We start from the raw sequence: 24409 nt of genomic DNA, 5'->3' as shown, positions 1-24409 counted from the left end.
CGTGGCTTCCTGTCAGTTCGAAGTGGCAGTGGCGGATTCGGCGCTCACGCCGGAAGCGGACTCGGTGCCCGACTTCGCCTTCTCGGCGATGTCCAGGACCGCGAGGTACGCGAAGGTCATCGCGGGACCGATGGTCGCGCCGGGACCCGCGTAGGTGTGGCCCATCACGGGGGCGCTGGCGTTGCCCGCCGCGTAGAGGCCCTCGATCACGGTGCCGTCCTCGCGCAGGGCACGACCCTCGGTGTCGGTGCAGATGCCGCCCTTGGTGCCGAGGTCGCCCGGCACCATCTTGATCGCGTAGAAGGGGGCCTTGCTGATCTCCCCGAGGCTCGGGTTCTTCAGACGCGGGTCGCCGTAGTAGGCGTCGTATCCACTGTCGCCGCGACCGAAGTCCTCGTCCTTACCGCTGCGCGCGAAACCGTTGAAGCGCTCGACCGTCTCGGTGAGGGCGTCGACGGGCAGGCCGGTCTTCTCGGCGAGCTCGGCGATGGTGCCCGCCTTGACCACGACGCCGGCCTTGAGCCAGCGGCCGGGGAAGGGAGAGCGCGGCGTGATGCCCGCGAAGGTGTAGCGGTTGCGGTAGCGCTGGTCCAGGATCATCCAGGTCGGGATGTTCTCGCCCGGGCCCTCGCCCTGGCCGTACTTGCCGCCGTACATCATGTGGGTGGCCTCGACGTACGGGGCGGCCTCGTTGCCGAAGCGCTTACCCGCGGTGTTGACCATCATCGAGCCGGGCAGGGTCCGCTCGGACAGGGCGAACCACGGGCCGCCGGTCAGCGGGATGGACGGACCCCACCAGGCGTCGTCCATGAAGTCCACTGCGGCACCGACGTTCTGGCCCGCCAGGATGCCGTCGCCGGTGTTCGCCTTGGCGCCGACCGTCCACTCGGTGGTGATCGGGGCGCGCTGGTACTGCTTGCGCATCTCCTCGTTGTGCTCGAACCCGCCGGAGCCAAGCACGACACCGTGCTTGGCGCGGATGACCTGCTCCTCGCCGTCGACGAGTACCTTCACGCCGCGGACGGCGCCGTCCTCCGTGTACAGCTCGGTCAGCGGGGTGTTCAGCAGGATCGGCACGCCCGCGTCACGCAGGCCGATGCGCATGCCCGCGACCAGGGCCTGCCCGCGGACCAGCAGGTCCTTGCCGGTGGCCTTGGCGGCCAGGAATCGCATGCCGACCTTCATCGCGCGGATGGGGCCACGGCGGTTGCGCATCAACAGGTTCAGCCACTTGTAGTCGGCCTGCGTGATGACGAAGTTCTTGGGGGCCTTGACGTAATCCGGCTCGAGGTTCTTGCGGTCGTCGCCGAGCTGGTTGCCGTCGAAGGGCGACGGCTCCACCGAACGTCCACCGAGGCGTCCGCCGGGGGCCTCGGGGTAGTAGTCCGAGTAGCCGGGCACCCACTGCAGCTTCAGCGCGCTGTTCTTCAGCACGAACGAGAGCATCTCCGGCCCACGGTCGAGGTAGGTGTCGATGCGCTCGGGCGCGACGACGTCGCCGATGATGCTGTGCAGGTACTCGCGGGCTGCCTCGCGGGTGTCGGTGACACCGTCGGCCTCGAGCACCTCGTTGTTGGGGATCCAGACGCCGCCACCGGACCTGGCGGTGGAGCCGCCGTAATGGGCGGCCTTCTCGACGATGACGACGCTCAAACCCTGGTGGGCGGCGGTCAGGGCCGCGGTCATGCCCGCCGCGCCGCTACCGACAACGACGATGTCGTATTCCTGCTTGCTCATGTAGAACACGTTATAGAATCAGGTGGGTCTCAGTCCATGCTTTCTGCCAGGAAGTATTGCCGAACTGGGTCTTGACAACCGGAACCAAACGAAAACACGTTGCAGGTGTACGGAAGGGTGGTGCGCGGTGTCCTGGGACCTTTCCGCGGATGTCGTTGTAGTCGGGGTGGGCGTCGCGGGTGTTTCCGCCGCTCTCGAGGCCGTCGCGGCGGGGGCGGATGTGATCGCGCTCGACCGCTACAGCGGCGGCGGGGCCAGCACCATCTCGGGTGGCATCGTCTATGCAGGCGGCGGGACGTGGGTCCAGAAGCAGGCGGGGGTCGCCGACAGCTCGGACGCGATGTTCGCCTACCTCAGCCGCGAGGTCGGGGACGCCGTCAGCGAGGAGACGCTGCGCAAGTTCTGCGACGAGAGCCCCGCGATGATCGACTGGCTGTCCGGCCACGGGGTGCCGTTCGAGGCGTCGCTGTGCCCGTACAAGACGTCGTACCCGAGCAACCGCCACTACCTGTACTACTCGGGTAGCGAGGCGGCGGGCGGCTTCCGCGACATCGCGAAGCCGGCGCCCCGCGGACACCGAGCCAAGGGCAAGGGCACCTCCGGCAAGATGCTCTACGGGCCGCTGATCGCCTCCGCGCTGGCGAATGGCGTCAGGCTTGAACAGCAATCCCGTGCGACGGAGCTGATCATGGACGACACTGGGACCGTGGTCGGGGTCCAGTGCCTGAGCCTTCGCGGTGCGCCCAAGCAGGTGCGCGCGCGATACGCCGCGCTGACCTCACTCTCCGCAAAGCCGGGCATCTACTACCCGCCCATGCGCAAGATCCTGCAGAAGCAGATCGAGAAGATGGAGGCGCGGTACGCCAAGCCGATCCGTATCCAGGCCCGTTCCGGTGTGGTGCTCAGCGCGGGCGGGTTCATCGCGAACCGCGAACTCGTCGCGGAACACGCGCCGCAGTACCGCGGCGGGCTTGCGCTCGGTACGGCTGGCGACGACGGCAGCGGAATCCAGATGGGAACCGCCGTCGGCGCGGCGACCGACAAGCTCTCCAACATCTCGGCCTGGCGTTTCATCGTCCCGCCCAGTGCTTTCCTCAGTTCGGTGCTCGTGAACGAGAAGGGCAACCGGATGGTCGACGAGTCCCGGTACGGGGCCGCGCTGGGCTACGCGATGATCGCCGAGAACTCCGGGCAGGGGTGGCTGCTGGCCGACGCCGACCTGGTGAAGGAGGCGCGCTCGCAGCTCGGCACCCAGACCATGTGGTTCCAGCGCGTTCAGGCGGAGACCCTGCTCCGCGGCGAGGGCGTCACGGGGAACACCCTCGAAGAGGTGGCGGCCAAGGTCGGAATCGACGCGGCGGGGCTGGCGGCGACGGTCGCGGCGCACAACGACGCGATCGTGGCAGGCGAGGCCGATCCGATGGGCAAGCCTGCGGACTTCGTGCGGCCGGTGCGGACGGCGCCGTTCTCGCTGTTCGACGTGTCGCTGAAGAAGAGCCTGACCAATCCGCTGCCGATGCTGACCCTCGGCGGTCTGGTCGTGGACGAGGGGACCGGTGAGGTCACCTCGACTGCGGGCGCAGCCATTCCGGGTCTGTACGCGGCGGGCCGCACCGCGGTGGGGATCTGCTCGAACTCGTACGTCAGCGGTCTCTCGCTAGCAGACTGTATCTACTCCGGCCGCCGGGCCGGTGGGCACGCCGCCGGGCGGGCACAGGCACGTCCGGACGGAGAACGCCCCTCGGGCTAGTCCCGACAACCGTCATCGAAGGGAACCGAAGATGCTCACGACCGAGTTGCGCAGCCAGATCGCGGATCGTCTCGACGCCGCAGAGAAGGGACGTCTGGCGATCGACCCGTTGTCGGAGCAATACCCGGACCTCGATGTCGTGGACGCCTACGAGATCCAGCTGATCAACATCCGCCGCCGGGTGGCGGAGGGTGCTCGGGTGGTCGGGCACAAGGTCGGCCTGACCGCGGCCGCGATGCGCGAGATGATGGGCGTCGACGAGCCCGACTACGGCCACCTGTTCGACGACAGGGAACTACGTGAGGGCGAGCCGGTGGACACCTCGCGCTACCTGTTGCCGCGCGTGGAGGTCGAGGTCTCCTTCATCCTGGGGCGGATCTGCCCGGCGCGGGGTGCACCGTCGATGACGTGATCGCCGCGACGGAGTTCGTCGTGCCGTCCATCGAGCTGATCGACACCCGGATCAAGGAGTGGAAGATCGGCATCTGCGACACGATCGCGGACAACGCCTCGTACGCCGGCCACGCGATCGGTGCCCAGCGCGTCCGGCCCGGCGACATCGACCTCACCTCCATCCAGGCCACCCTCCTGCGCAACGACGAGTTGGTCGCGGAGGGCTGCAGCGATGCCGTCCTCGGTAACCCTGCGGCAGGCGTGGCCTGGCTCGCTCAGGAGGTCGAGGGCTTCGGAGTGCAACTGAAGGCGGGCGACATCGTGCTTCCTGGGTCGTGCACCCGGGCCTTCGATGTCCGCCCGGGAGACAGGTTCCACGCCGAGTTCAGCGGGCTCGGTTCCGTTTCTCTGCAGTTCAAGTAGGAGACACCCTCACGTAGGAGATACCTATGACCAAGGCAAGTGTGGCGATCGTCGGGTCGGGCAACATCAGCACCGATCTCCTCTACAAGCTGCAGCGATCCGAGTGGCTCGAACCGCGCTGGATGATCGGCATCGATCCCGAGAGCGAGGGCCTCGCGCGGGCGCGCAAGATGGGCCTCGAGACCTCCGCGGAGGGCATCGACTGGCTGCTGAACCAGCCCGAGAAGCCGGACCTGGTGTTCGAGGCAACCTCGGCCTACGTACATCGCGACGCCGCGCCGCGGTACCAGGAGGCGGGCATCCGCGCGATCGACCTCACGCCCGCGGCCATCGGCCCGGCGGTCGTTCCGCCCGCCAATCTGCGCGAGCACCTCGACGCCCCGAACGTCAACATGATCACCTGCGGCGGTCAGGCGACCATCCCGATCGTGTACGCGGTCTCCCGCGTTGTCGACGTCGCGTACGCGGAGATCGTCGCGTCGGTCGCGTCCCTGTCCGCCGGGCCTGGCACCCGCGCCAACATCGACGAGTTCACCAAGACCACCAGCCGCGGCATCGAGGTCATCGGCGGTGCCCGCAAGGGCAAGGCGATCATCATCCTGAACCCGGCCGATCCGCCGATGATCATGCGCGACACCATCTTCTGCGCCATCCCCGAGGATGCGGACCATGCCGTGATCACCGACTCCATCCACCGCGTTGTGGCGGACATCCAGCAGTACGTGCCCGGATACCGTCTGCTCAACGAGCCTCAGTTCAACGAGCCGAGCGTGGTGTCGGGCGGCTATGCGACCGTCACGACCTTCGTCGAGGTCGAGGGCGCAGGCGACTTCCTGCCGCCGTACGCGGGCAACCTCGACATCATGACGGCGGCGGCAACCAAGGTGGGCGAGGAGATCGCCCAGAAGCTTCTCACCGTGAGGGCGTGAGCGCGATGGCACCGATCGACAGCACCGTTCATTTCGACTCGGCGTGGGACGTGCGGGTCACCGACACCTCGTTGCGGGACGGCTCGCACCACAAGCGGCACCAGTTCACCGGTGACGAGGTGCGGGCGATCGTCGGGGCACTCGATGCGTCCGGCGTGCCGGTCATCGAGGTCACCCACGGCGACGGCCTTGGCGGGTCCTCATTCAACTACGGCTTCTCCAAGACCCCCGAGCAGGAACTGATCAAGATCGCGGTTGACACCGCGACGCAGGCGAAGATCGCCTTCCTGATGCTGCCCGGACTGGGCATCAAGGAGGACATCATCGAGGCGCAGGGCAACGGGGCCTCGATCTGTCGCATCGCCACCCACTGCACGGAGGCGGACGTCTCGATCCAGCACTTCGGTCTTGCCCGCGAGCGCGGCCTCGAGACCGTCGGCTTCTTGATGATGGCGCACTCGAGCACCCCGGAGAAGCTCGCGGAGCAGGCCCGGATCATGGCCGACGCCGGCTGCCAGTGCGTGTACGTGGTCGACTCCGCGGGCGCGCTCGTGCTGGAGCAGGTGTCCGAGCGCATCGAGGCGCTGGTGACCGAGCTCGGCAACGATGCCCAGGTCGGCTTCCACGGCCACGAGAACCTCGGCCTCGGTGTCGCGAACTCGATCGCCGCGGTGCGCGCGGGCGCCAAGCAGATCGATGGCAGCACCCGCCGCTTCGGCGCGGGCGCGGGCAACGCACCGGTCGAGGCGTTCGTCGGTGTTTGCGACAAGATCGGCGTCAAGACCGGCATCGACTTCTTCTCGATCGCGGACGCGGCGGAAGACGTCGTCCGTCCGGCGATGCCCGCCGAGTGCCTGCTCGACCGCCAGGCCCTGATGATGGGTTACGCGGGGGTCTACTCCAGCTTCCTCAAGCACGCCGAGCGTCAGGCCGAGCGGTACGGCGTCTCGCCCGCCGAGCTGCTGGTGCGTGCGGGAAAGCGCAAGCTGGTCGGCGGTCAGGAAGACCAGCTGATCGATATCGCGCTCGAGCTGCAGCGCGAAGCCGCCGCCGGCTGAGATTTCCGGATACGGAGAAGGGGCGCGCATCCGGATGGATGCGCGCCCCTTCTTCTTGTTCGTGTTCGCTACGAGTCGGTGTCGCGCACCTCGAGGATGCCCTCCATGACCGCGTGTTCGATGCTGCTGAGCAGCCGCGGGCAGGTCTGCTGAGACCCGGTACGCCCACCGGATCTGGTGAACTCCGGGCACGCCTGCGCCGGATCGGCCTGCCACTGGATGCTGGTGTGCTTGAAGCTGTTCTTTCGAACGAGGACGCAGGTGCCGCAGGCGCGGCACTCCACCTCCTGCAGTCCGTCCTCGAGGTAGGTCTGCAGGTCGATGGCGGTCTGTGCGCGGACGGCCTCGACCCGGGCCGGGCTGTCGGCGAAGTCGGGGGCCTTGGCCCAGGTCGAGGTCATCTCACACTCCCGTCTTGTTGTCGGCGGCCTCCGCCGCTGCCTTCTCCTCCGCCTGGCGGGCCAGGTTCTCCTCGACCTCACGCTGCCAGGCCTCGACGGCCTTGGTGGTGTCGATCTCGAACTCGAAGCGCTGCGTCTGCTTCTCCTCGACATCGGCGACGTCGACATAGAACTGGTCGTACCAGCGGCGGAGCTGGTAAACGGGGCCGTCTTCCTCGCAGAGCAGCGGGTTGTCGATCTTGCTCTTGCTCTTCCAGATCGCGACGTCCTGCTCGAAGCCCATCGCAACACCCTCGGTGAACTTGCGCGAGATCTTCTCGGTGGTGGCGTCGTCGAGGCCCTTGGGCTTCTGCACGCTCACGCCGTACATCAGCACGAACGAGTCCTGCGTGACCGGGTAGTGGCAGTTGATCAGGATGCTCTCTGCCTTGTACCCGCTGTAGTCGTTGTGCAGCCAGTTGATCATGTACGACGGGCCGAAGTACGAGGCCTCCGAGTCCAGCACGGACTCGCCGTACTGGGTGCCCATGCTCTGCACGTCCGGGCGACCGTGGTTCTGCAGGTACTGCGTCGCGACGTGGCCCTCGAAGACGTTCTTGAAGTACTTCGGGAACCCGAAGTGCACGTAGAAGAAGTGCGCCATGTCCACCACGTTGTCGACGATCTCGCGGCAGTTCGAGCCCTCGACGAGGATCCGGTTCCAGCGCCAGTCGGTCCACTCGTCGGTGAACACCTCGGGCAGGTGCGGGATCGTCACGCCCTCCGGGGGCGGGTTGCCCTCGGGGTCGTTCCAGACGAACAGCTGCTTGTTCTCCTGCAGCGTGATCCACTTGCGGGTGCGTGCCAGCGGCGGGACGCGGCGGGCGTAGGGGATGCCCGTGCACTTGCCGTTGCCGCCCCAGCGCCAGTCGTGGAACGGGCAGGCGACGGAGTCGCCCTTGATGCTGCCCTCGCTCAGGTCACCGCCCATGTGCCGGCAGTACGCGTCGAGCACCTGCAGCTTGTTCTGGCTGTCGGCAAAGACGACGAGCTTGGTGCCGAACGCCTCGACCGCGTGCGGCTTGCCGTCCAGGAACTCGCTCTCCAGGCCGATGCAATGCCACCCGCGGGCGAATCGCGTCGGGTTGGCTCCCACGTCGATCTCGCGAATGCCCTTGCCGGATGCGCCGCTACTCTGCGTCATCTTTGCCCCTCACATCCCTTCGTTCTTGTACTAGAACACGTTATAGAACTTGTGCCAGTTTTGCTAGATATTGGCGCTAGTAGTCGCAGTCAGGGACTTTCGTCCCAGTGGAACCCATTCTGCTCGACACGAATGGGAACGTGTTCTAGTCTCAGGTGAAAGTGAAGCACCGAGACGCACGACACATGAGGAGTACCAGTGGGTGAGCACGACAGCCGCGCGGTGATCGAGAAGCTGAACGAGCTTCTGCCGACCCTGCGCGAGCGCGCACAGGAGACCGAGGATCTGCGTCGCATTCCCGACGACTCGATCAAGGGGCTCCAGGAGGCCGGCTTCTTCCGACTCCTGCAGCCGGCGCAGTGGGGTGGCTTCGAGGCCGATCCCGTCACCTTCTACACCGCTGTCCGCAACATCGCGAGCGCGTGTGGGTCCACCGGCTGGGTCTCCGGCATCATCGGCGTCCACAACTGGCACCTCGCGCTGTTCGATCAGCAGGCGCAGGAGGACGTGTGGGGCCAGGACACCGACGTGCGGATCTCCTCGTCGTACGCGCCGATGGGTGCGGGCGAGGTCGTCGAGGGTGGCTACAAGGTCAACGGCGCGTGGGCCTGGTCCTCGGGCTGTGACCACGCCAGCTGGGTTGTCGTCGGCGGACCGGTGATCAAGGACGGCCGCCCGGTCGACTTCGGCAGCTTCCTGATCCCCGCGAGGACTACCAGATCGACGACGTGTGGAACGTGGTCGGCCTGCGCGGCACCGGCAGCAACACGATCGTCGTCAAGGACGTGTTCGTGCCTCGGCACCGCTTCCTCAGCTTCAAGGCGATGAGCGATCTCACCGCGCCCGGCCTCGCGCAGAACACCGCGCCGGTCTACAAGATGCCGTGGGGCACCATCCACCCCACCACCATCTCGACCCCGATCGTCGGCATGGCGTACGGCGCCTACGATGCCCACGTCGAGCACCAGGGCAAGCGGGTCCGCGCGGCCTACGCCGGTGAGAAGGCCAAGGACGACCCGTTCGCCAAGGTCCGGATCGCCGAGGCCTCCAGCGACATCGATGCCGCATGGCGCCAGCTCTCCGGCAACGTCGCCGACGAGTACGCGCTGCTGCTGGCAGGCGAGGAGGTGCCGATCGAGCTGCGCCTGCGGGCCCGCCGCGACCAGGTGCGTGCCACCGGCCGCGCCATCGCCTCGATCGACCTGCTCTTCGAGAACTCCGGTGCGACCGCTCTCGCGAACGGCACTCCGATTCAGCGCTTCTGGCGCGACGCGCACGCAGGCCGCGTGCACGCCGCCAACGATGCCGAGCGCGCCTACGTCATGTTCGGTGGCGCCGAGTTCGGTCTGCCGCTCACGGACACGATGGTCTGAGGCGGGGCATCGTGACGACGACAGAACAGGCCGAGATCACCTACGAGTCGACCTCGAAGTTCGCCCAGGTCCGTCCGGACCTCAAGCTGCACTACCACGAGGCCGGCGTCGGCAACGGCCCGACGATCGTGCTGCTGCACGGCGGCGGACCCGGCGCCTCCTCCTGGTCGAACTTCTCCAAGAACATCCCCGTGCTGGCCGAGAAGTTCCACGTGCTCGCGGTGGACCAGCCCGGCTACGGGCTCTCGGACAAGCCGACCGAGCACCCGCAGTACTTCGTGCACAGCTCCTCCGCGCTCAAGGACCTGCTCGACACCCTCGAGATCACCGGGCGGGTGCACCTGCTCGGTAACTCGCTCGGTGGCGGCGCGGCCGTGCGGTTCGCGCTGGACTTCCCTGACCGTGCCGGCCGGCTGGTGCTGATGGGCCCCGGCGGGCTGAGCGTCAACCTGTTCTCGCCCGACCCGACCGAGGGCGTCAAGAACCTCGGCAAGTTCAGCTTCCAGCCGACGCGGGACAACCTCGAGGCCTTCCTGCGGATCATGGTGTTCGACCAGTCGCTCATCACCCCGGAGCTGGTCGAGGAGCGGTTCGCCGCGGCGAGCACCCCCGAGTCGTTGGCGGCCGCGAAGGCGATGGGCAAGTCCTTCGCCAGCGCCGACTTCGAGAAGGGCATGCTCTGGCGCGACGCGCACAAGCTGCGCCAGCGGGTGCTGCTGATCTGGGGCCGCGAGGACCGGGTCAACCCGCTCGACGGCGCCCTGGTGGCGACGAAGATGATCCCGCGTGCGCAGCTGCACGTGTTCGGTGGCTGCGGCCACTGGGCGCAGCTCGAGAAGTTCGACGAGTTCAACCGTCTGGCAAGTGATTTCCTTCTCGACGGAGGTAACTGATGGGTATTCGTTCGCTTGCGTACATGCGCATCGAGGCCACCGACATGGCGGCCTGGCGCGAGTACGGCCTGAAGGTCCTCGGCATGATCGAGGGCAAGGGCACCGACGCCAACTCGCTCTACCTCCGGATGGACGACTTCCCGGCCCGCCTGGTGATCGTGCCGGGTGAGCGCGACCGCCTGATGGTCTCCGGCTGGGAGACGGCCAATGCGGCCGAGCTGCAGGAGATCCGGGACAGTCTGTCCGCGGCCGGTGTGCCCTTCAAGGAGGGCACCGCAGACCAGATCGCGGACCGTCGGGTCGCCGAGCTGATCGTCTTCGAGGACACCTCGGGCAACACGCTCGAGGTGTTCCACGGCGCGGCCCTCGAGCACCGCCGGATCGTGAGCCCGTACGGACACAAGTTCGTGACCGGCGAGCAGGGTCTCGGACACGTCGTGCTCACCACGGACGACGACCAGGCTTCGTTGCGGTTCTACCGCGACGTGCTCGGGTTCAAGTTGCGCGACTCGATGCGACTGCCTCCGCAGATGGTCGGGCGTCCCGCCGATGGCGAGCCGGCCTGGCTCCGGTTCCTCGGCTGCAACCCGCGCCATCACAGCCTGGCGTTCCTGCCGATGCCGAACCCGACCGGCATCGTGCACCTGATGGTCGAGGTGGAGAACTCCGACGACGTCGGACTCTGCCTTGATCGGGCGATGCGCAAGAAGGTCAAGATGTCGGCCAGCCTCGGCAGGCACGTCAACGACCTGATGCTCTCGTTCTACATGAAGACGCCGGGCGGCTTTGACATCGAATTCGGTTGCGAGGGGCTCGAAGTCGAGGATGAAAGCTGGATCGCTCGGGAGAGCACCGCGGTGAGCCTGTGGGGTCACGATTTCACGGTGGGAATGAAGTAGTGACGGCGCCTCAGGAGTCGACGACTGGCGCGGAGATCGATCCGCGTCAGTTCCGTACCGTGCTCGGTCAGTTCTGCACCGGCGTCACGATCATCACGACGATCGACGACGGCGAGCCGGTCGGCTTCGCGTGCCAGTCGTTCGCGGCGCTGTCGCTGGATCCGCCGTTGGTGCTGTTCTGCCCGACCAAGGCGTCGCGGTCCTGGGCGGCGATCGAGAGCAGCGGCAAGTTCTGCGTCAATGTGCTCGCGGAGGAGCAGCAGGCGGTGTGTGCCCGGTTCGGATCTCGCGAACCGGACAAGTTCGCCGGAATCGGCTGGGAGGCGTCGCCTCTCGGATCTCCGATCATCGACAGGTCGCTCGCACACATCGACTGCACGGTGGAGACCGTGCACGACGGCGGCGACCACTTCGTGGTGTTCGGTCGGGTGCACTCGATGAGTGAGATCAAGACCGAGCGTCCGCTGCTGTTCTACCGTGGGCAGTACACCGGCATCGAGCCGGACAAGACGGTCCCCGCGCCCTGGCGCGACGACCTCGAGGCGTTCCTCACCGCGACGACCGAGGACACCTGGCTGTAGGGCAACATTGAATACGACGAAGGGCACCTCTGAGGGGAGGTGCCCTTCAGTCGTTTTCGGGTTCAGGCCCCAGCGTCGACCGGCTCAGATCTCGAACTCTGCCGAGGTGCCGGTGAATTCGGAGATCTTGCCGTCGCGGCTCTTCTGGTCGCCGAAGTGCTGGATCCGGTAGCGGCCGGCGGGCGTGCCCTCCGGCACGTCCCAGGTGATACGCGCGACCGAGGCGTTCGCACCCTCACGGCGCCAGCGGTACTTGGTGGACCAGTCTCCGTCGTCGGCGTGCCGGACCCAGCGTCCGCCGTCCCGGCGCTGCACCTCCAGGAAGGTCGCACCGTGGCGGAGATTGTTCTTGGGATGTCCGGTGACGAATTCCGCGACGACCTGCTGACCGGCAGCGGCACGCGGGTTGGGCTGGATCAGGACGTCGCCGAAGGCGCGACCGGGCGCCGGTTCGTCGAAGGTGACGCCTGCGACGAAGTTCGGCTGGAACGCGGACATGTCGCGGGGCGCGGGTCCACGCGGGACCTCGCCACCGGTGCGCAGCGCGCCCGCGAGCTGCGCGTAGCCCTGCTGGTAGGCCGGCAGAGTGTTGCGGCCGAACAGGGTCGAGCCGCCCTCGTACTGCTGGGCCTCGTATTCCTCGGGCGTCGTGCAGTAGCTCGAGTAGGAGTTCGCGTAGCCCTGGAAGATCACGTTCTCGAGCGGCACGCGGAGTTCCTCGGCCACGGTACGTCGAATCCGGAGGCCGGAGACGATCGTGAACTCGGCCGGTCCGCCGACCACGTAGAGGTCGCCGATCCGGATGATCTGGATCTTCAGCACGTGGGGGACCCAGCCGTCCGGTGGGAGCAGACCGACGGGGACCAGGACGAGCTTGGGTGCCTGTGCGTCGGCCAGCCAGTTCGGTACCGGGGCGTTCATCCCGCCCAGCGCATCGACCATCGGGTTGCGAGCGCCCTCGGGAAGATCGGGATCGCGGGGCCGTCCTCGGTGCTGCCCGCGCTCATCGCGGCGCCGACGCAGGCGGGGGCGGTGCGGCGCTGCTGCCCGTCGGGGGTGAAGCGCCCGTCGACGACCTGGTTGGCCATGTCGAGGTACATCACCCGGCTGTCGACGGTGGTCGAGGACATCGGGTCGGCATCGGCGTAGGCCTTGCGGGCCGCGGCGACCTGACGCTCGCCGATGATCCGGGTGTTCTCGAACTCGTCGTCGGTCGGGCCCTTGCCGGGCTCGAGGTGCAGGTTGGGCGACATGTCGCCGGAGTTGGTCTGCGCGAAGGCCGCAACGAATTCCGGGCTGCCGTCCAGGTAGCGGACGCCCTCGATGTCGTGCTCCCAGAAGTACGCCGCGGCGCCCTTGTTGTCGCCCGAGATCAGGTAGTTCTCGTTGGTCAGTGACGCGCAATGGGTGGCGAACCAGTTGATGGCGCCGATGTCCTTGCCGCCCTGAGCGATCCGCAGGGTTCGCATCGACGTATCGATCCCGAGCGGGTAGTAGTCCTTGTCGCGTTGCGGGTTCCGATCGAAGGCCACCCGCGACCGGTTGACGCTGGCGTCGGTGAGCTCGCTGCGGCCGTAGGCGAGGGAGCCTGCGGAGAGCGTCTTGTGCGCGGCGGTGATCGCGTCGACGATGCCGTTGACCTCGGAGTCGAAGACCTGCTGCTGGAATCCCATGATCGCCAGGTTGTAGGCGTAGTCGTGCGACGCCCCGCCGCAGGCCGCGTGCGAGTGCACGGCGGTCAGCATCACGTTGCGCTCGGTGTACGTGTCGCCGAAGGCATCGTGCAGGCGCCGGAGGACGGCGTCGTGCACGGACTGGAAGACCATGCAGGTGTCGACGCAGACGTAGACCACACGCGCGTCGGACGCGTCGGCGAACACGTACGCGCGGGCGCGGGTGCGCTGGTGCAGGCCCTGGGAGATCTGTTCGAAGCTCGAGTAGCCCATCATCCCGTTCTCGGCCACCGGGCCGGTCACGTCCGAGATCCCGACGCCGACACGGAAGCCGCCCTTGGCAGGCGCGGTTCGCGCGTGCTCGGTGGCGCGCGGCGCCGCTGCGGTGGCGCGGCCAGCGCCGAGGGCGGCCAGCGCCGGGGTGGCAGCGGCTCCCGCGAGCACGCTGCGTCGACTGATCGAGACCACTGGGGATCCTTTCGGGGAAATTCGGGCACCGTGTTGGTCAAGTGTCCAGATGACAGCACACACGACGGCACGCGCGTTGGCAAGGGCTTTCGCCGAGTTCGTCTTTCCTCGGTTGCCCGGTGGTGTCAGGTCCCGGAGGGGAGGGGTGTCGCCGAGCGGCTCGAGGACGTGCCGGTCGGTGGGCGTTCACACCACGCGCGCGTCCCCGAAGGTCATCTTCAGGTCGGGAATCGACGAGGTGAGCAGGGCGCGGCGCGGTAGGCCGAGCGAGCGCAGCTCGTCGGCGATGGGATGGGTGCCCAGCGTCAGGTCCGCGCCCCCGAGCCGCGAGCGGACGCCGGATGGGTTCATTTCCCACTGGGTGTGCCTGGTGACGCCGTCGAGATGCGAGTAGGCCTCCACCGCTGTGCCCGCTCCCGAGCCGGGCACCGCGATGCCCGGTTTGATGCGCAGCTCGGCGATGAGCTTGCCGTCCTGACTGACCGACGCCCGCTTGGCCGGGCTCGCGTGATCGGCGTCGAAATCCGCCAGCACCTTGGGGAATCCCCAGATCCCGCGACCGGCGGCCATCGTGAACTCGCCGTCGACGGGCAGCTGGTGGATCAGCGCGCCCGCCCCGCCCGTCGCCAACGACCTGAGGTCCGAGGCGACGGAGGTCCTGCCGGTGTTGCGATGGTTGCGAACCATGAAGCAGACACCGAACTCGTTGTAGGGGCCCAGGTCTCCGTCCACGTAGTCGACGAACACCAGCACGCACAGTCCGCGACCGGGGCGATACCGGAGGATCTCCAACCCGGTGTGTTCGATCAGTGCCTGCGCAGGGGCGGTCGGGACCGAGTACATGGCCATGAACGCCGTCGCCTGCCGGATCTGCACCGGCATCTCGACGCGCTTGCCGAGGACGTCGTGGGAGGTGGCGCTGTCGGAGGTCACTGCGTCACCACGCCGCGCAGGCCCTCGACGCCGTAGACCTGCTCGAGCATCGAGCTGAAATCAGGTCCGCGCCTCAACATCTGGCCACCGTCGACGTTGATGATCTGTCCGGTGATCCAGGTGGACTCGTCGCCGAGCAGGAACCGCGCCAGCGCCGCGATGTCCTCCGGCTCCCCGATGCGGGGCAGGGGAGTGCAGGCCCGGTAGTCCTCGAGCAGCGGCCCGCCCTCGGTGATGAGGGCGACCAGATCGGTGCGGGTGAGCCCGGGCCGGATGCAGTTGACCCGGACATTGCTGGCACCCAGTTCATCGGCGCCGAGCTGGACGAGGTGGTCGACGCCGGACTTCGAGACGCCGTACGCGCCGAACCAGCGGTGGGTGTTGCTGCTCGCGATGGAGGAGATCGCGACGAACGATCCGCCCCTCCGCGGACCAGCTCGCGGGCGGAGTGCTTGAGGGTGAGCATCGTGCCGGTGATGTTGAGCTCCACGGTGCGGCGCCAGGCATCGACGTCGATCTGGGTCACCGGGGCGATGGTCTCGTTGCCGCCCGCGCAGGCCACCACCCCGTCGAGGCGCCCGGTCACCGCCGCGGCGGCCGCGACCGCGGCGATCACCGAGTCCTCGTCGGTGACGTCGGCGGCGTGATGGGTGATCGACCCGTCGTGCGCCGGCGCGACCGACGCGGCGGCCTTGATCAGCTTCTCCTCAGTGCGTCCGCAGATGGTCACGTGGGCGCCGGAACCGGCCAGCAGGGAGGCGACGCCGAGGCCGATTCCGCTGCCGCCTCCCGTCACCAGGATCGACTTGCCCCGCACAGCGCCCGTGCCGTTCGCGTCCACCGCGACTCCCTCCGTTGTGCAACCTGTTCTACCACCGCCACGGTGATTTGGATATGCAATCCCGCCAGCAGGAATAGGCTCGATGAACCCGGTGCGAGCAGCTTCGACGAACGGCTGAGCGAGGGAGTGGACGGCATGCGACCCGACATCGAACTGGTGGATGGACGGTTCTACGCGGGTGAGCGCGGCGACCCGCGGGACGCCTACGCCTGGATGCGTGCCAACGAGCCGGTGTTCCGGGATCGGGACGGCACACCGGGCGCCGCCAGCTATGCCGCGGTGATCGACGCCGAGCGGGACGCCGGGCTGTTCTCCAACGCTGGGGGATTCGCCCGGAGGTGGGGCCGCTGCCGCACATGATCGACATGGACGACCCGGAGCATCTGCACCGGCGCAAGCTGGTCAACGCCGGCTTCACCCGCAAGCGGGTCGAGGCCAAGATCGGCGGCATAGGACGGATCTGCGACGAGCTGATCGACGCGGTGATCGACAGGGGTGAGTGCGACTTCGTCCGGGATCTCGCCGCGCCGCTGCCGATGGCGGTGATCGGCGACATGCTCGGCGTGCGGCCGCAGGAGCGGGAGATGTTCCTGCAGTGGAGCGACGACCTGGTCGAGGCCCAGGGCAGCAATGCCTCCGAGGAGATGCTGTCGAAGATGATGGCGGCGTACGTGTCTTTCGTCGAGTTCACCATGCGCACGATCGAACAGCGCCGCCGGGAACCGACCGAGGACCTGACCAGCGTGCTGGTGCACGCCGAGATCGACGGCCGCAGGCTCACGGACGAGGACATCGTGGCCGAGACCCTGCTGATCCTGGTCGGCGGCGACGAGACCACCCGGCACGTGCTCAGCGGCGGCATGGAACAGCTGATGCGCCACCCCGAGCAGCGGGACCAACTCGTCGCCGACCCGTCGCTGATCCCGCAGGCGCTCGAGGAGATGGTGCGCTGGGTGTCACCGGTGAAGAACATGTGCCGCACCGTGACCCGCGATGTGGAGTTCCACGGCACGCGGCTGCGCGCGGGCGAGAAGATGCTGCTGCTGTTCGAGTCCGCGAACTTCGACGAGTCGGTGTTCGAGGATCCGGCGCGGTTCGAAGCGTCCCGGAATCCGAATCCGCACGTGGCCTTCGGTTTCGGGTCGCACTTCTGCCTGGGCAACCAGCTCGCTCGACTCGAGGGCAGGCTGATGTTCGAGCGGCTGCTCGAGCGGATCCCGAACATGGAACTGGCGACCGACCGGCCGCTACCGCGCCGACCCGCGAACTTCGTGACCGGCCTCGAGAAGATGCCGGTCCGCTGGTAGTCGGCGGTCGATGAGACGGCCCCGGATCAGGAGCTCGCCGCCGGGGGAGTGGCCCACATGTGCGAGAGGAACTGGAAGCTCGGGACGTCGTCGAGGGAGATGATCGACTCGTAGATCCGTTCGTACGAGGTCTCCGCGATCCGCCAGCGCCCGTCGTCGTCGCGGTGGTACCGGTCGGTGTAGTAGCCGGCACCGCGGATCAGCCTGTTGGCGGCGGGCACGATCACCGTGTCCTCGAAGTTCCACGAGCCGGACGCGTCCGATCCGTCGACCGAGATCTCCGGATGGTTCGCGATGTGCACGGTCGTGATCGCCGGGCCGAGCGCGTCACGCATGAACCCGGCGACGGCGTCACGGCCCTGGAAGACGAGCGGTTCGGCGAGCGCGTGCGTGCCGTAGTGCGCGACGATGCCCTCGGAGAGGGTGTCCGCGAACTCATCCCACCGTTTCAGGTCCAGCGCGCGGAAGTATCGGTACTTGAGCTGCCGGAGGTCCTCGAGCGAGCTGAGGTCTTCGAGCGATCGGGGGCCATTCGCGGAGCTTCTCACAGTCGATCACGCGGGGTTCGGAATTCGGTCGATATCGTCCCGACATGCAGAAGGCCGGCCCGGGAATCCGGGCCGGCCTTCGAGCTCAGTGCAACGGGATCAGGCGGGCAGGCCCGCGGCCGACTCCAGCGACTTCAGGTACCCCGCGGCTGGCCGAAGAGCTGGGCGCTGCCATGTGCGCGCTTGAAGTACAGCTGGGCGTCGTGCTCCCAGGTGATCGCGATGCCGCCGTGCAGCTGGATGCTGTCCGCCGCGACCGACTGCAGGGCCTCCGAGCAGTACACCTTGGCGACCGCGGCGTCCGTCGCCGCGGTGGGCGCGCCGTCGACGAGCGAGCGGACCGCGCCGTAGGACGCCGAACGGGCCGTCTCCACAAGGAAGTACAGGTCCGCCATCCGGTGCTTGAGTGCCTGGAAGCTGCCGATCGGACGACCGAACTGCACGCGGGACTTGCTGTACTCGACGGTGAGGTCCAGCGACTGTGCGGCCGCACCGATCTGCTCCGCGGACAGTGCGACGCAAGCGATCTCGCGCACCCGTTCCAGGGCCGCCGAGCCGTCGGCGGTGAGCAGACGGGCCGGGGCGCCGTCGAACTCCACGACCGACAGGGTCCGGGTCGGGTCCATCGTCGGCAGCCTGCGGCGGCTGACCGACTCCTGCGCGGGATCGACCTCGAACAGCGCCACGGCGCCGTCGATCTGGGCGGCGACGACGAGCACGTCCGCGTACGAGCCGTCCAGCACGAAGTGGCTCGCGCCGGTGAGCGAGTGCCCGTCACCGGTCGCCGTGGCCACCACGTCGACCGACTCGGTGTCCCAGCTGCCGTCGGCCCCGGTCCAGCACAGCGCCGCGACGGCGGTGCCCTCCGCGATCCCGGGCAGCAGTCGCTCGCAGGCCTCGGTGTCGCCGCTGGCCAGGATCGCCTGCGCGCCGAGCACCACCGAACCGAGCATCGGTGTCGGGGCGAGGGTGCGGCCGAGTTCCTCGAGCACCAGGTGCGTCTCGACCGCGGATGCGCCGATGCCGCCGAACTCCTCGGGGATCGCGAGCGCGGCGACGCCGACCTGCTGGCAGAGCATCTCCCACAGCGCGGTGTCGTAACCCTGCTCGGTCTCCGTCGCGCGGCGGACCGCACCGGGATCGGAGTGCTTGGCGAGCAGCGCCCGCACGGTCTTGCGGAGCTCGAGCTGCTCCTCGTCGAATGCGCCTACCGCGGCAACCTGGCTCACAGCGACTCCATCACTCGGGCGCGGTGCACCGACGGGGTGCCCCACGCGGTCAGCAGGGCCCGGGTCTTGGTCAGCCACAGGGACAGGTCGTGTTCCTGGGTGTACCCGATGGCGCCGTGCACCTGCAGCGCGATCCGCGATGCGCGGTACGCGGCGTCGCCACACGCGACCTTGGCCGCGGAGATGTCGCGGCGGGCGTCGACCGAGCCGTCCCGGACCGACAGCGCGGCGCCGTGCAGCAGCGGTCGTGCCATCTCGAGGCCGATGGCGACGTTCGCCAGGTGGTGCTTGATCGACTGCTGGCTGCCGATGGCCTTGCCGAACTGCTTGCGCTGCTTGGCGTATTCGGTGCTGATCTCGAGCATGGTGCGGCCGAGGCCGAGCAGCTGGGCTGCGGTGGCGAGCGCGCCCATGTCGAAAGCACGCTCGGTGTCCGCGTCGCCGAGCGTCTCGGCGGCGGTGACGGAGAACAGCTTCCTCGCCTGGTCCACGGAGCCGTGCTCGTCGCCGACGGTGGCGGTGGACACCGAGTCGCCGTCCACGAGCAAGGCCAGCTCGACGGCGTTCGCGTCGACGGCGAACGGCACCCGCGGCGGGGCCGCGACGGTGGCCAGCGCGCCCTCGGCCAGCGCGGACAGCCGGTCCGGCGCCGCGCCTGCGAGCAGAACCGGTGCGACGGCGATGGTCTCGGCGACCGGACCCGGCACCGCGTGCCTGCCCAGCTGCTCGACCGCGACGACCAGGTCGATGGCGTCGGCACCGAGGCCGTCGTGTGCCTCGTCGATGATCAGGCCGTTGACGCCGGTCTCCGCCAGGCGCTGCCACACCTTGAGGCCGGGCGCGGTGTCACCCGCATTCCAGGACCGGATCACGGCGGGCATGTCGGACTTGGCGAGCAGCGAGTCGATGCTGTCCGCGAAGTCGGTGTGCGAGGAGTCGAGTGCGAATCTCATCGGTCCGCCTTAGGTAGGCCGAGCAGCCGCTCGGCGATGACATTCTTCTGGATCTCGTTGGTGCCGGCGTAGATCGGACCGGAGAGGGAGAACAGGTAGCCGTCCATCCACGCGGTGTCGGCGAGCTCGGACTCGGGGCCGAGCAGGTCGAGCGCGGTCTCGTGGGTGGCCACGTCCCACTCGGACCAGAACACCTTGTTGATGGAGGACTCGGCGCCGAGCTGGCCGCCGCCGGCGAGCCGGGTGACGGTGCCCCACGTGCTCAGCTCGTAGGCGCGCGACCCGATCCACGCGTCGACGACCCGGTCGCGCAGCGCGGTGTCCGACTCGTCGCCGTTCGCCTTCCACAGCTTCACGAGCCGGTCGGTGGCCGCGAGGAAGCGGCCGGGGGAGCGCAGCGACAGGCCACGCTCGTTGCTCGCGGTGCTCATCGCGACCCGCCAGCCCTCGTTGACGGCGCCGATCACGCCGGACTCCGCGGGGTTCGCCGGGTCGTCGGGCACGAAGACGTCCTCGAGGAACACCTCGGCGAAGCCGGGCAGACCGTCGAGCTGGTCGATCGGACGCACGGTGACGCCCTTCGACCGCAGGTCGAACATGTAGTACGTGATGCCCTTGTGGCGCTGGGCCTCCGGGTCGGAGCGGAACAGACCGAATCCCCAGTCCGCGAACGCGGCGCGGGAGCTCCAGGTCTTCTGACCGTTGAGCAGCCAGCCGCCGTCGACCTTGGTGGCGGTGGCGCGCAGGCTGGCCAGGTCGGAGCCGGACTCGGGCTCGGACCAGGCCTGGGCCCAGATGTCGTCGGCGCGTGCCATGCGCGGCATGATCCGCGCGAGCTGCTCGGGCTTGGCATGCTCGAAGAGCGTGGGTGCCAGCAGGAAGATGCCGTTCTGGCTGACCCGACCGGGTGCGCCCGAGCGGTAGTACTCCTCCTCGAAGATGACCCACTGCTCGAGGGTCGCGTCGCGGCCGCCGTACTCGGCGGGCCAGGACACCACCGACAGTCGCGCGTCCGCGAGGGTGCGCTCCCACTGCCGGTGCGCCTCGAAGCCCTCCGCCGTGTCCATGTGCGGCAGCGGCTCGGCGGGGACGTTCGCCTTGAGGAACGCGCGCACTTCGTCGCGGAATGCGACTGTGGCGTCGTCGAATTCGAGATCCACTATTCTTCTCCAGCCTTCTTCATCGCCGCGGCTGCGCCGCGCTTCATTGCTGTGGCGTCCATGCCGCCCAGAGGCCCCTTGCCGATTTCGGCGTTGTGTGCGTGCGCGAAGTGGTGCAGACCGAAGACCGAGTCCATGCCGGCCCGCACGCCCATCAGGTCCTCGCACTGGTTGACGGCCTTCTTGGTCAGCGCGAGTCCGAACTGCGGCATGGTCGCGATCCGGTCGGCCAGGTCCATCGCGGTGGCCTCGAGGTCCTCACGCGGAACCACCCGGCTGACCATGCCCCACTCGTAGGCGCGCTGCGCGGTGAAGCGGTCGCCGGTGAACAGGATCTCCTTGGCCCCGCGCACCCCGAGCACCCACGGGTGCGCGAAGTACTCGACGCCCGGAATGCCCATCCGGACAACAGGGTCCGCGAAGAAGGCGTCGTCGGAGGCGACGATGAGGTCGCACACCCAGGACAGCATCAGGCCGCCGGCGATGCAGGCGCCGTGCACCATGGCGATGGTCGGCTTCGGCAGCTCGCGCCACCGCCGGCACATGCCGAGGTAGACCTCCATCTCGCGGGCGAACCGCTGGTCGCCGCCCTCGCGGTCGACGTGGTCCCACCACATGACGGCCTTGTTGTCGTAGGACACGTGGTGGTCGCGGCCGACGGTCCCGATGTCGTGCCCGGCGCTGAAGTGGTCGCCGTTGCCGGCCAACACGATCGCGCTCACCTCGGGGTCCTCGACGGCGCGCTGGAAGGCGGCGTCCAGGGCGTAGGTCATCACGGAGTTCTGCGCGTTGCGGAACTTCGGCCGGTTCATCGTGACGACAGCGACCTTGCCGCGGACCTCGTAGGTGACGACCTCGCCCTCGTCGGGAACGCTCACGACTTGCCCTCCCGGAGATCGTTCTTGAGGACCTTGCCGGACGGGTTGCGCGGCAGCGACCCGACGACGACGACCGAGCGCGGGATCTTGAAGTTGGCCAGGTGCTCCTTGCAGTACGCGAGGACCTCCTCGGCCGTGATCGTGCGACCGGGCTTCGCGACGACATAGGCGCGGCCGACCTCGCCCATCCGCTCGTCGGGCACCCCGATGACGGCCGACTCGGCGACCGCGTCGATCCGGGCGAGGGCGTTCTCGATCTCGGCGGGATAGACGTTGAAGCCGCCCGAGATGTACATGTCCTTGAGTCGGTCGGTGATGTCGATGTACCCGCGCTCGTCCATGACGCCGACGTCGCCGGTGTGCAGCCAGCCGTCCTTGTCGATGGTCGCCGCGGTGGCCTCCGGGTCGTCGAGGTAGCCGAGCATGACGTTCTCGCCGCGGACCAGGATCTCGCCGTTGTCCCCGATCCGGACCTCCATGCCGGGGATGGCGCGTCCGGAGGTGGTCGAGACGGTGACCGGGTCGTCGTCGGTGCGGCACATGGTCACCACGACGGCCTCGGTCTGCCCGTACGCGGTGAGCACGGCGTCGAAGCCCAGCTCCGACTGCATCCGTTCGACCAGTCGCACCGGGACGGCGGCGGCACCGGTGATGGCGATCCGCAGGCTCGACAGGTCGTACTCGTCGCGGGTGGGCAGGTCGAGGATCGACTGGTGGATGGTCGGGGCGCCCGGCAGGACGCTGACCCGGGTCTCGGCGATCTTCGCGGCGACCTTGGGTACGTCGAACAGCGCCATCGGGACGATCGTGGCGCCGCGCAGGACACACACCATGATCCCGGCCTTGTAGCCGAAGGTGTGGAAGAAGGGGTTGATGAGCAGCTCGGCGTCGGCGCTGGTGACCTCGGCGCAGGTCGCCCACGCGTCCGCGATGCCGACCGTCTGCCGGTGTGCGCTCAGCACGCCCTTGCTCTTGCCGGTGGTGCCGGAGGTGAACAGGATGTCGGCGATGTCGTCTGGATCGACGGCCTCGGCGCGGGCATCCGCCTGCTCGGTGGGCACCGGCGCGGCGAGGTCGTCCAGCTGCTGCCACTCGATGACGCCCTCGGTCGGGGCCGCCTCGTCGAAGGGGATCCGGATGACGGTGCCCAGGATGTCGAGGTCGCCCGGCGCGGCCGCACGGGACAGGTCGGCCCAGCGGTCGGTCTTGAGGAACGGACCGACGACGAACAGGGCCCTCGCCTTCGTCCGGATCACCAGGTCCAGCGCCTCGGTGCCGGTGTAACGGGTGTTGATCGGGACCAGCACGGCGCCGGCGTAGTGCGTGGCAAGGGCGGCGATGACCCAGTGATAGGTGTTCGGGGCCCAGAGCGCGACGCGGTCGCCGGGCTCGATCCCGCGCGCGATCAGCGCCCGTGCCACCGTGCGCACGCGGTCGAGGAGGTCGGAGTAGCTGAGATGGGTTTCGCCGTCGGCGATGGCCTCGGCGTCACCGAACTCGCGAGCCGCCCTCGCGAGGGCCGCGGGGTGGTATTCACATCACTGGTCACTGGACTCCTCTACAAAGCAAGTGCTTGGTAGGTTATCCTACCGGGGTGGATGTAAGCCAGGGGCTGGGGACAGCCAAAGACGACGAGCAGTTCGCCGCGACCGTCCGTGAGTGGTTGGCCGACAATCTCACCGGCGAGTTCGCCGGTCTGCGTGGGCTCGGTGGACCCGGACGTGAGCACGAGGCCTTCGAGGAGCGGCTCGCGTGGGACCGCCATCTGGCGGCCGCCGGGTGGACCTGCCTGGGCTGGCCGACCGAGTACGGCGGCAAGGGTGCGACGCTGAGCCAGCAGGTGATCTTCCATGAGGAGTACGCCCGCTCGGGCGCACCCGCTCGGGTGAGCCACCTCGGTGAGGAGCTGCTCGGGCCGACGCTGATCGCGTTCGGCACCGAGGAGCAGAAGCGGCGCTTCCTGCCCGGCATCAACACGGTCTCCGAACTGTGGTGCCAGGGGTACTCCGAGCCGGGCGCGGGCTCCGACCTCGCGGCGGTCTCCACCTCGGCGCGCCTCGACGGCGACCAGTGGCGGATCAACGGGCAGAAGGTGTGGACCTCGCTCGCGCACGTCGCGCAGTGGTGCTTCGTGGTCGCGCGGACCGAGCCCGGCTCGCAGCGCCACAAGGGCCTGTCCTACCTGCTGGTCCCGATGGACCAGCCTGGCATCGAGGTGCGGCCGATCCTGCAGCTCACCGGCACCTCCGAGTTCAACGAGGTGTTCTTCGACGACGCCCGCACCGATGCCGACCTGGTGGTCGGCGAGGTCGGCCAGGGCTGGTCGGTCGCGATGGGCACCCTCACCTTTGAGCGCGGCATCTCGACGCTCGGCCAGCAGGTCGGCTTCGCCAAGGAACTGTCGGAGATCGTCGAGCTGGCCGAGCGCAACGGCGCGGCTTCCGACCCCGTCATCAAGGACAAGCTCACCCGCGCATGGATGGGCCTGCAGGTGATGCGCGCGCACGCCATGCGCACCCTGTCCGCGGTCGACGCCAGCGCCCAGGGCGGCGAGGCCTCGGTGGCCAAGCTGCTGTGGGCCAACTGGCACCGCGGTCTCGGTGAGCTCGCGATGGAGGTCGCCGGTGCGGACTCGCTGCTGGCGGGCAACGGACCGTTCGGCGCCGACGCCGACCTGAGCGACCAGCAGCGGCTGTTCCTGTTCAGCCGGGCCGACACCATCTACGGCGGCTCGAACGAAATCCAACGAAACATCATCGCCGAGCGGGTGCTCGGACTTCCCGAGAGGCTCGACCGTGA

14 protein-coding genes and 8 pseudogenes are annotated in these 24409 nt (G+C 68.3%); 10 read left to right on the top strand and 12 right to left on the bottom strand.

What is annotated here, in order from left to right; all coding sequences use genetic code 11:
* Nucleotides 1-12: 12 nt before the first annotated feature.
* Nucleotides 13-1737: a 3-oxosteroid 1-dehydrogenase gene (kstD, locus tag BTZ20_RS22925; protein WP_189636534.1), complete on the bottom strand. Its 1725-nt coding sequence runs from the start codon at nt 1735-1737 to the stop codon at nt 13-15.
* Nucleotides 1738-1864: 127 nt separating this feature from the next.
* Between kstD and BTZ20_RS22920 the strand changes: the two genes are divergently transcribed.
* The 4 genes and pseudogenes from BTZ20_RS22920 to dmpG all read left to right on the top strand — a co-directional run bounded on the left by BTZ20_RS22920 (nt 1865) and on the right by dmpG (nt 6290).
* Nucleotides 1865-3487 carry an FAD-binding protein gene (locus BTZ20_RS22920; protein ID WP_077042926.1) on the top strand — a complete coding sequence of 541 codons (1623 nt, stop codon included), beginning with the start codon at nt 1865-1867 and terminating at the stop codon, nt 3485-3487.
* 31 nt (nt 3488-3518) lie between these two features.
* Nucleotides 3519-4303: pseudogene (locus BTZ20_RS22915) on the top strand (2-keto-4-pentenoate hydratase).
* A 26-nt stretch (nt 4304-4329) separates the two neighbouring features.
* Nucleotides 4330-5232 (top strand): acetaldehyde dehydrogenase (acetylating), encoded by a 903-nt coding sequence (locus BTZ20_RS22910; protein ID WP_077042925.1) that lies wholly within the window; start codon nt 4330-4332, stop codon nt 5230-5232.
* 5 nt (nt 5233-5237) lie between these two features.
* Nucleotides 5238-6290, top strand: a complete 1053-nt coding sequence (gene dmpG, locus BTZ20_RS22905; RefSeq protein ID WP_077043921.1) for a 4-hydroxy-2-oxovalerate aldolase — start codon at nt 5238-5240, stop codon at nt 6288-6290.
* 68 nt (nt 6291-6358) lie between these two features.
* Here dmpG and BTZ20_RS22900 read toward each other — a convergent pair whose 3' ends face one another.
* Nucleotides 6359-6691 carry a hypothetical protein gene (locus BTZ20_RS22900; RefSeq protein WP_077042924.1) on the bottom strand — a complete coding sequence of 111 codons (333 nt, stop codon included), beginning with the start codon at nt 6689-6691 and terminating at the stop codon, nt 6359-6361.
* 1 nt (nt 6692) lies between these two features.
* Nucleotides 6693-7874 (bottom strand): Rieske 2Fe-2S domain-containing protein, encoded by a 1182-nt coding sequence (locus BTZ20_RS22895; RefSeq protein WP_077042923.1) that lies wholly within the window; start codon nt 7872-7874, stop codon nt 6693-6695.
* A gap of 198 nt (nt 7875-8072) precedes the next feature.
* Here BTZ20_RS22895 and hsaA point away from each other — a divergent pair.
* The 4 genes and pseudogenes from hsaA (at nt 8073) to hsaB (ending at nt 11620) form a co-directional block, all read left to right on the top strand.
* Nucleotides 8073-9247 (top strand): annotated as a pseudogene (gene hsaA / locus BTZ20_RS22890) (3-hydroxy-9,10-secoandrosta-1,3,5(10)-triene-9,17-dione monooxygenase oxygenase subunit).
* A gap of 11 nt (nt 9248-9258) precedes the next feature.
* On the top strand, nt 9259-10140 hold the full coding sequence (gene hsaD, locus BTZ20_RS22885) for a 4,5:9,10-diseco-3-hydroxy-5,9,17-trioxoandrosta-1(10),2-diene-4-oate hydrolase (protein WP_077042922.1): 882 nt from the start codon (nt 9259-9261) through the stop codon (nt 10138-10140).
* Nucleotides 10140-11039, top strand: a complete 900-nt coding sequence (gene hsaC, locus BTZ20_RS22880) for an iron-dependent extradiol dioxygenase HsaC (protein ID WP_077042921.1) — start codon at nt 10140-10142, stop codon at nt 11037-11039. Before hsaD ends, hsaC begins: the two co-directional genes overlap by 1 nt.
* Complete coding sequence (hsaB, locus tag BTZ20_RS22875; RefSeq protein ID WP_077042920.1) at nt 11039-11620, top strand: 3-hydroxy-9,10-secoandrosta-1,3,5(10)-triene-9,17-dione monooxygenase reductase subunit; 582 nt, start codon at nt 11039-11041, stop codon at nt 11618-11620. The genes hsaC and hsaB overlap by 1 nt, the downstream gene beginning before the upstream one ends.
* Nucleotides 11621-11704: 84 nt before the next feature.
* Here the strand turns inward: hsaB and BTZ20_RS22870 are convergent.
* The 3 genes and pseudogenes from BTZ20_RS22870 to BTZ20_RS22860 form a co-directional block, all read right to left on the bottom strand.
* Nucleotides 11705-13761 (bottom strand): annotated as a pseudogene (locus BTZ20_RS22870) (neutral/alkaline ceramidase).
* Nucleotides 13762-13947: 186 nt separating this feature from the next.
* On the bottom strand, nt 13948-14643 hold the full coding sequence (locus BTZ20_RS22865) for an acetoacetate decarboxylase family protein (RefSeq protein ID WP_077043920.1): 696 nt from the start codon (nt 14641-14643) through the stop codon (nt 13948-13950).
* 47 nt (nt 14644-14690) lie between these two features.
* Nucleotides 14691-15535 (bottom strand): annotated as a pseudogene (locus BTZ20_RS22860) (SDR family oxidoreductase).
* A 135-nt stretch (nt 15536-15670) separates the two neighbouring features.
* Between BTZ20_RS22860 and BTZ20_RS22855 the strand changes: the two are divergent.
* Nucleotides 15671-16842, top strand: a pseudogene (locus tag BTZ20_RS22855) (cytochrome P450).
* 26 nt (nt 16843-16868) lie between these two features.
* Here BTZ20_RS22855 and BTZ20_RS22850 read toward each other — a convergent pair.
* The 6 genes and pseudogenes from BTZ20_RS22850 to BTZ20_RS22825 all read right to left on the bottom strand — a co-directional run.
* Nucleotides 16869-17390 (bottom strand): nuclear transport factor 2 family protein, encoded by a 522-nt coding sequence (locus tag BTZ20_RS22850; RefSeq protein ID WP_077042919.1) that lies wholly within the window; start codon nt 17388-17390, stop codon nt 16869-16871.
* Nucleotides 17391-17489: 99 nt separating this feature from the next.
* A pseudogene (locus tag BTZ20_RS22845) lies at nt 17490-18619 on the bottom strand (acyl-CoA dehydrogenase family protein).
* Nucleotides 18616-19572, bottom strand: coding sequence for an acyl-CoA dehydrogenase family protein (locus BTZ20_RS22840; protein ID WP_077042917.1), 957 nt, complete (start codon nt 19570-19572; stop codon nt 18616-18618). Before BTZ20_RS22840 ends, BTZ20_RS22845 begins: the two are co-directional and overlap by 4 nt.
* Nucleotides 19569-20732, bottom strand: coding sequence for an acyl-CoA dehydrogenase family protein (locus BTZ20_RS22835; RefSeq protein WP_077042916.1), 1164 nt, complete (start codon nt 20730-20732; stop codon nt 19569-19571). Before BTZ20_RS22835 ends, BTZ20_RS22840 begins: the two co-directional genes overlap by 4 nt.
* On the bottom strand, nt 20732-21610 hold the full coding sequence (locus tag BTZ20_RS22830; RefSeq protein ID WP_077042915.1) for an enoyl-CoA hydratase: 879 nt from the start codon (nt 21608-21610) through the stop codon (nt 20732-20734). The genes BTZ20_RS22835 and BTZ20_RS22830 overlap by 1 nt, the downstream gene beginning before the upstream one ends.
* A pseudogene (locus BTZ20_RS22825) lies at nt 21607-23136 on the bottom strand (FadD3 family acyl-CoA ligase); the annotation flags it as partial. The gene BTZ20_RS22830 and the pseudogene BTZ20_RS22825, both read right to left, overlap by 4 nt.
* 68 nt (nt 23137-23204) lie before the next feature.
* On the opposite strand from BTZ20_RS22825, the pseudogene BTZ20_RS28660 reads away from it, so the two are divergent.
* Nucleotides 23205-24409 (top strand): annotated as a pseudogene (locus tag BTZ20_RS28660) (acyl-CoA dehydrogenase family protein).

The organism is Rhodococcus sp. MTM3W5.2, assembly GCF_001984015.1.
GTDB lineage: Bacteria > Actinomycetota > Actinomycetes > Mycobacteriales > Mycobacteriaceae > Rhodococcus_G > Rhodococcus_G oryzae.
Note: the sequence above shows the minus strand (reverse complement) of the source record. Positions and strands in the feature narration are given on the sequence as shown.

Coding starts and splice junctions, on each gene's coding strand:
- BTZ20_RS22895 (WP_077042923.1), bottom strand. CDS start 7,874: ATGACGCAGAGTAGCGGCGCATCCGGCAAGGGCATTCGCGAGATCGAC.
- hsaC (WP_077042921.1), top strand. CDS start 10,140: ATGGGTATTCGTTCGCTTGCGTACATGCGCATCGAGGCCACCGACATG.
- dmpG (WP_077043921.1), top strand. CDS start 5,238: ATGGCACCGATCGACAGCACCGTTCATTTCGACTCGGCGTGGGACGTG.
- BTZ20_RS22840 (WP_077042917.1), bottom strand. CDS start 19,572: ATGAGATTCGCACTCGACTCCTCGCACACCGACTTCGCGGACAGCATC.
- BTZ20_RS22910 (WP_077042925.1), top strand. CDS start 4,330: ATGACCAAGGCAAGTGTGGCGATCGTCGGGTCGGGCAACATCAGCACC.
- BTZ20_RS22900 (WP_077042924.1), bottom strand. CDS start 6,691: ATGACCTCGACCTGGGCCAAGGCCCCCGACTTCGCCGACAGCCCGGCC.
- BTZ20_RS22865 (WP_077043920.1), bottom strand. CDS start 14,643: ATGCCGGTGCAGATCCGGCAGGCGACGGCGTTCATGGCCATGTACTCG.
- kstD (WP_189636534.1), bottom strand. CDS start 1,737: ATGAGCAAGCAGGAATACGACATCGTCGTTGTCGGTAGCGGCGCGGCG.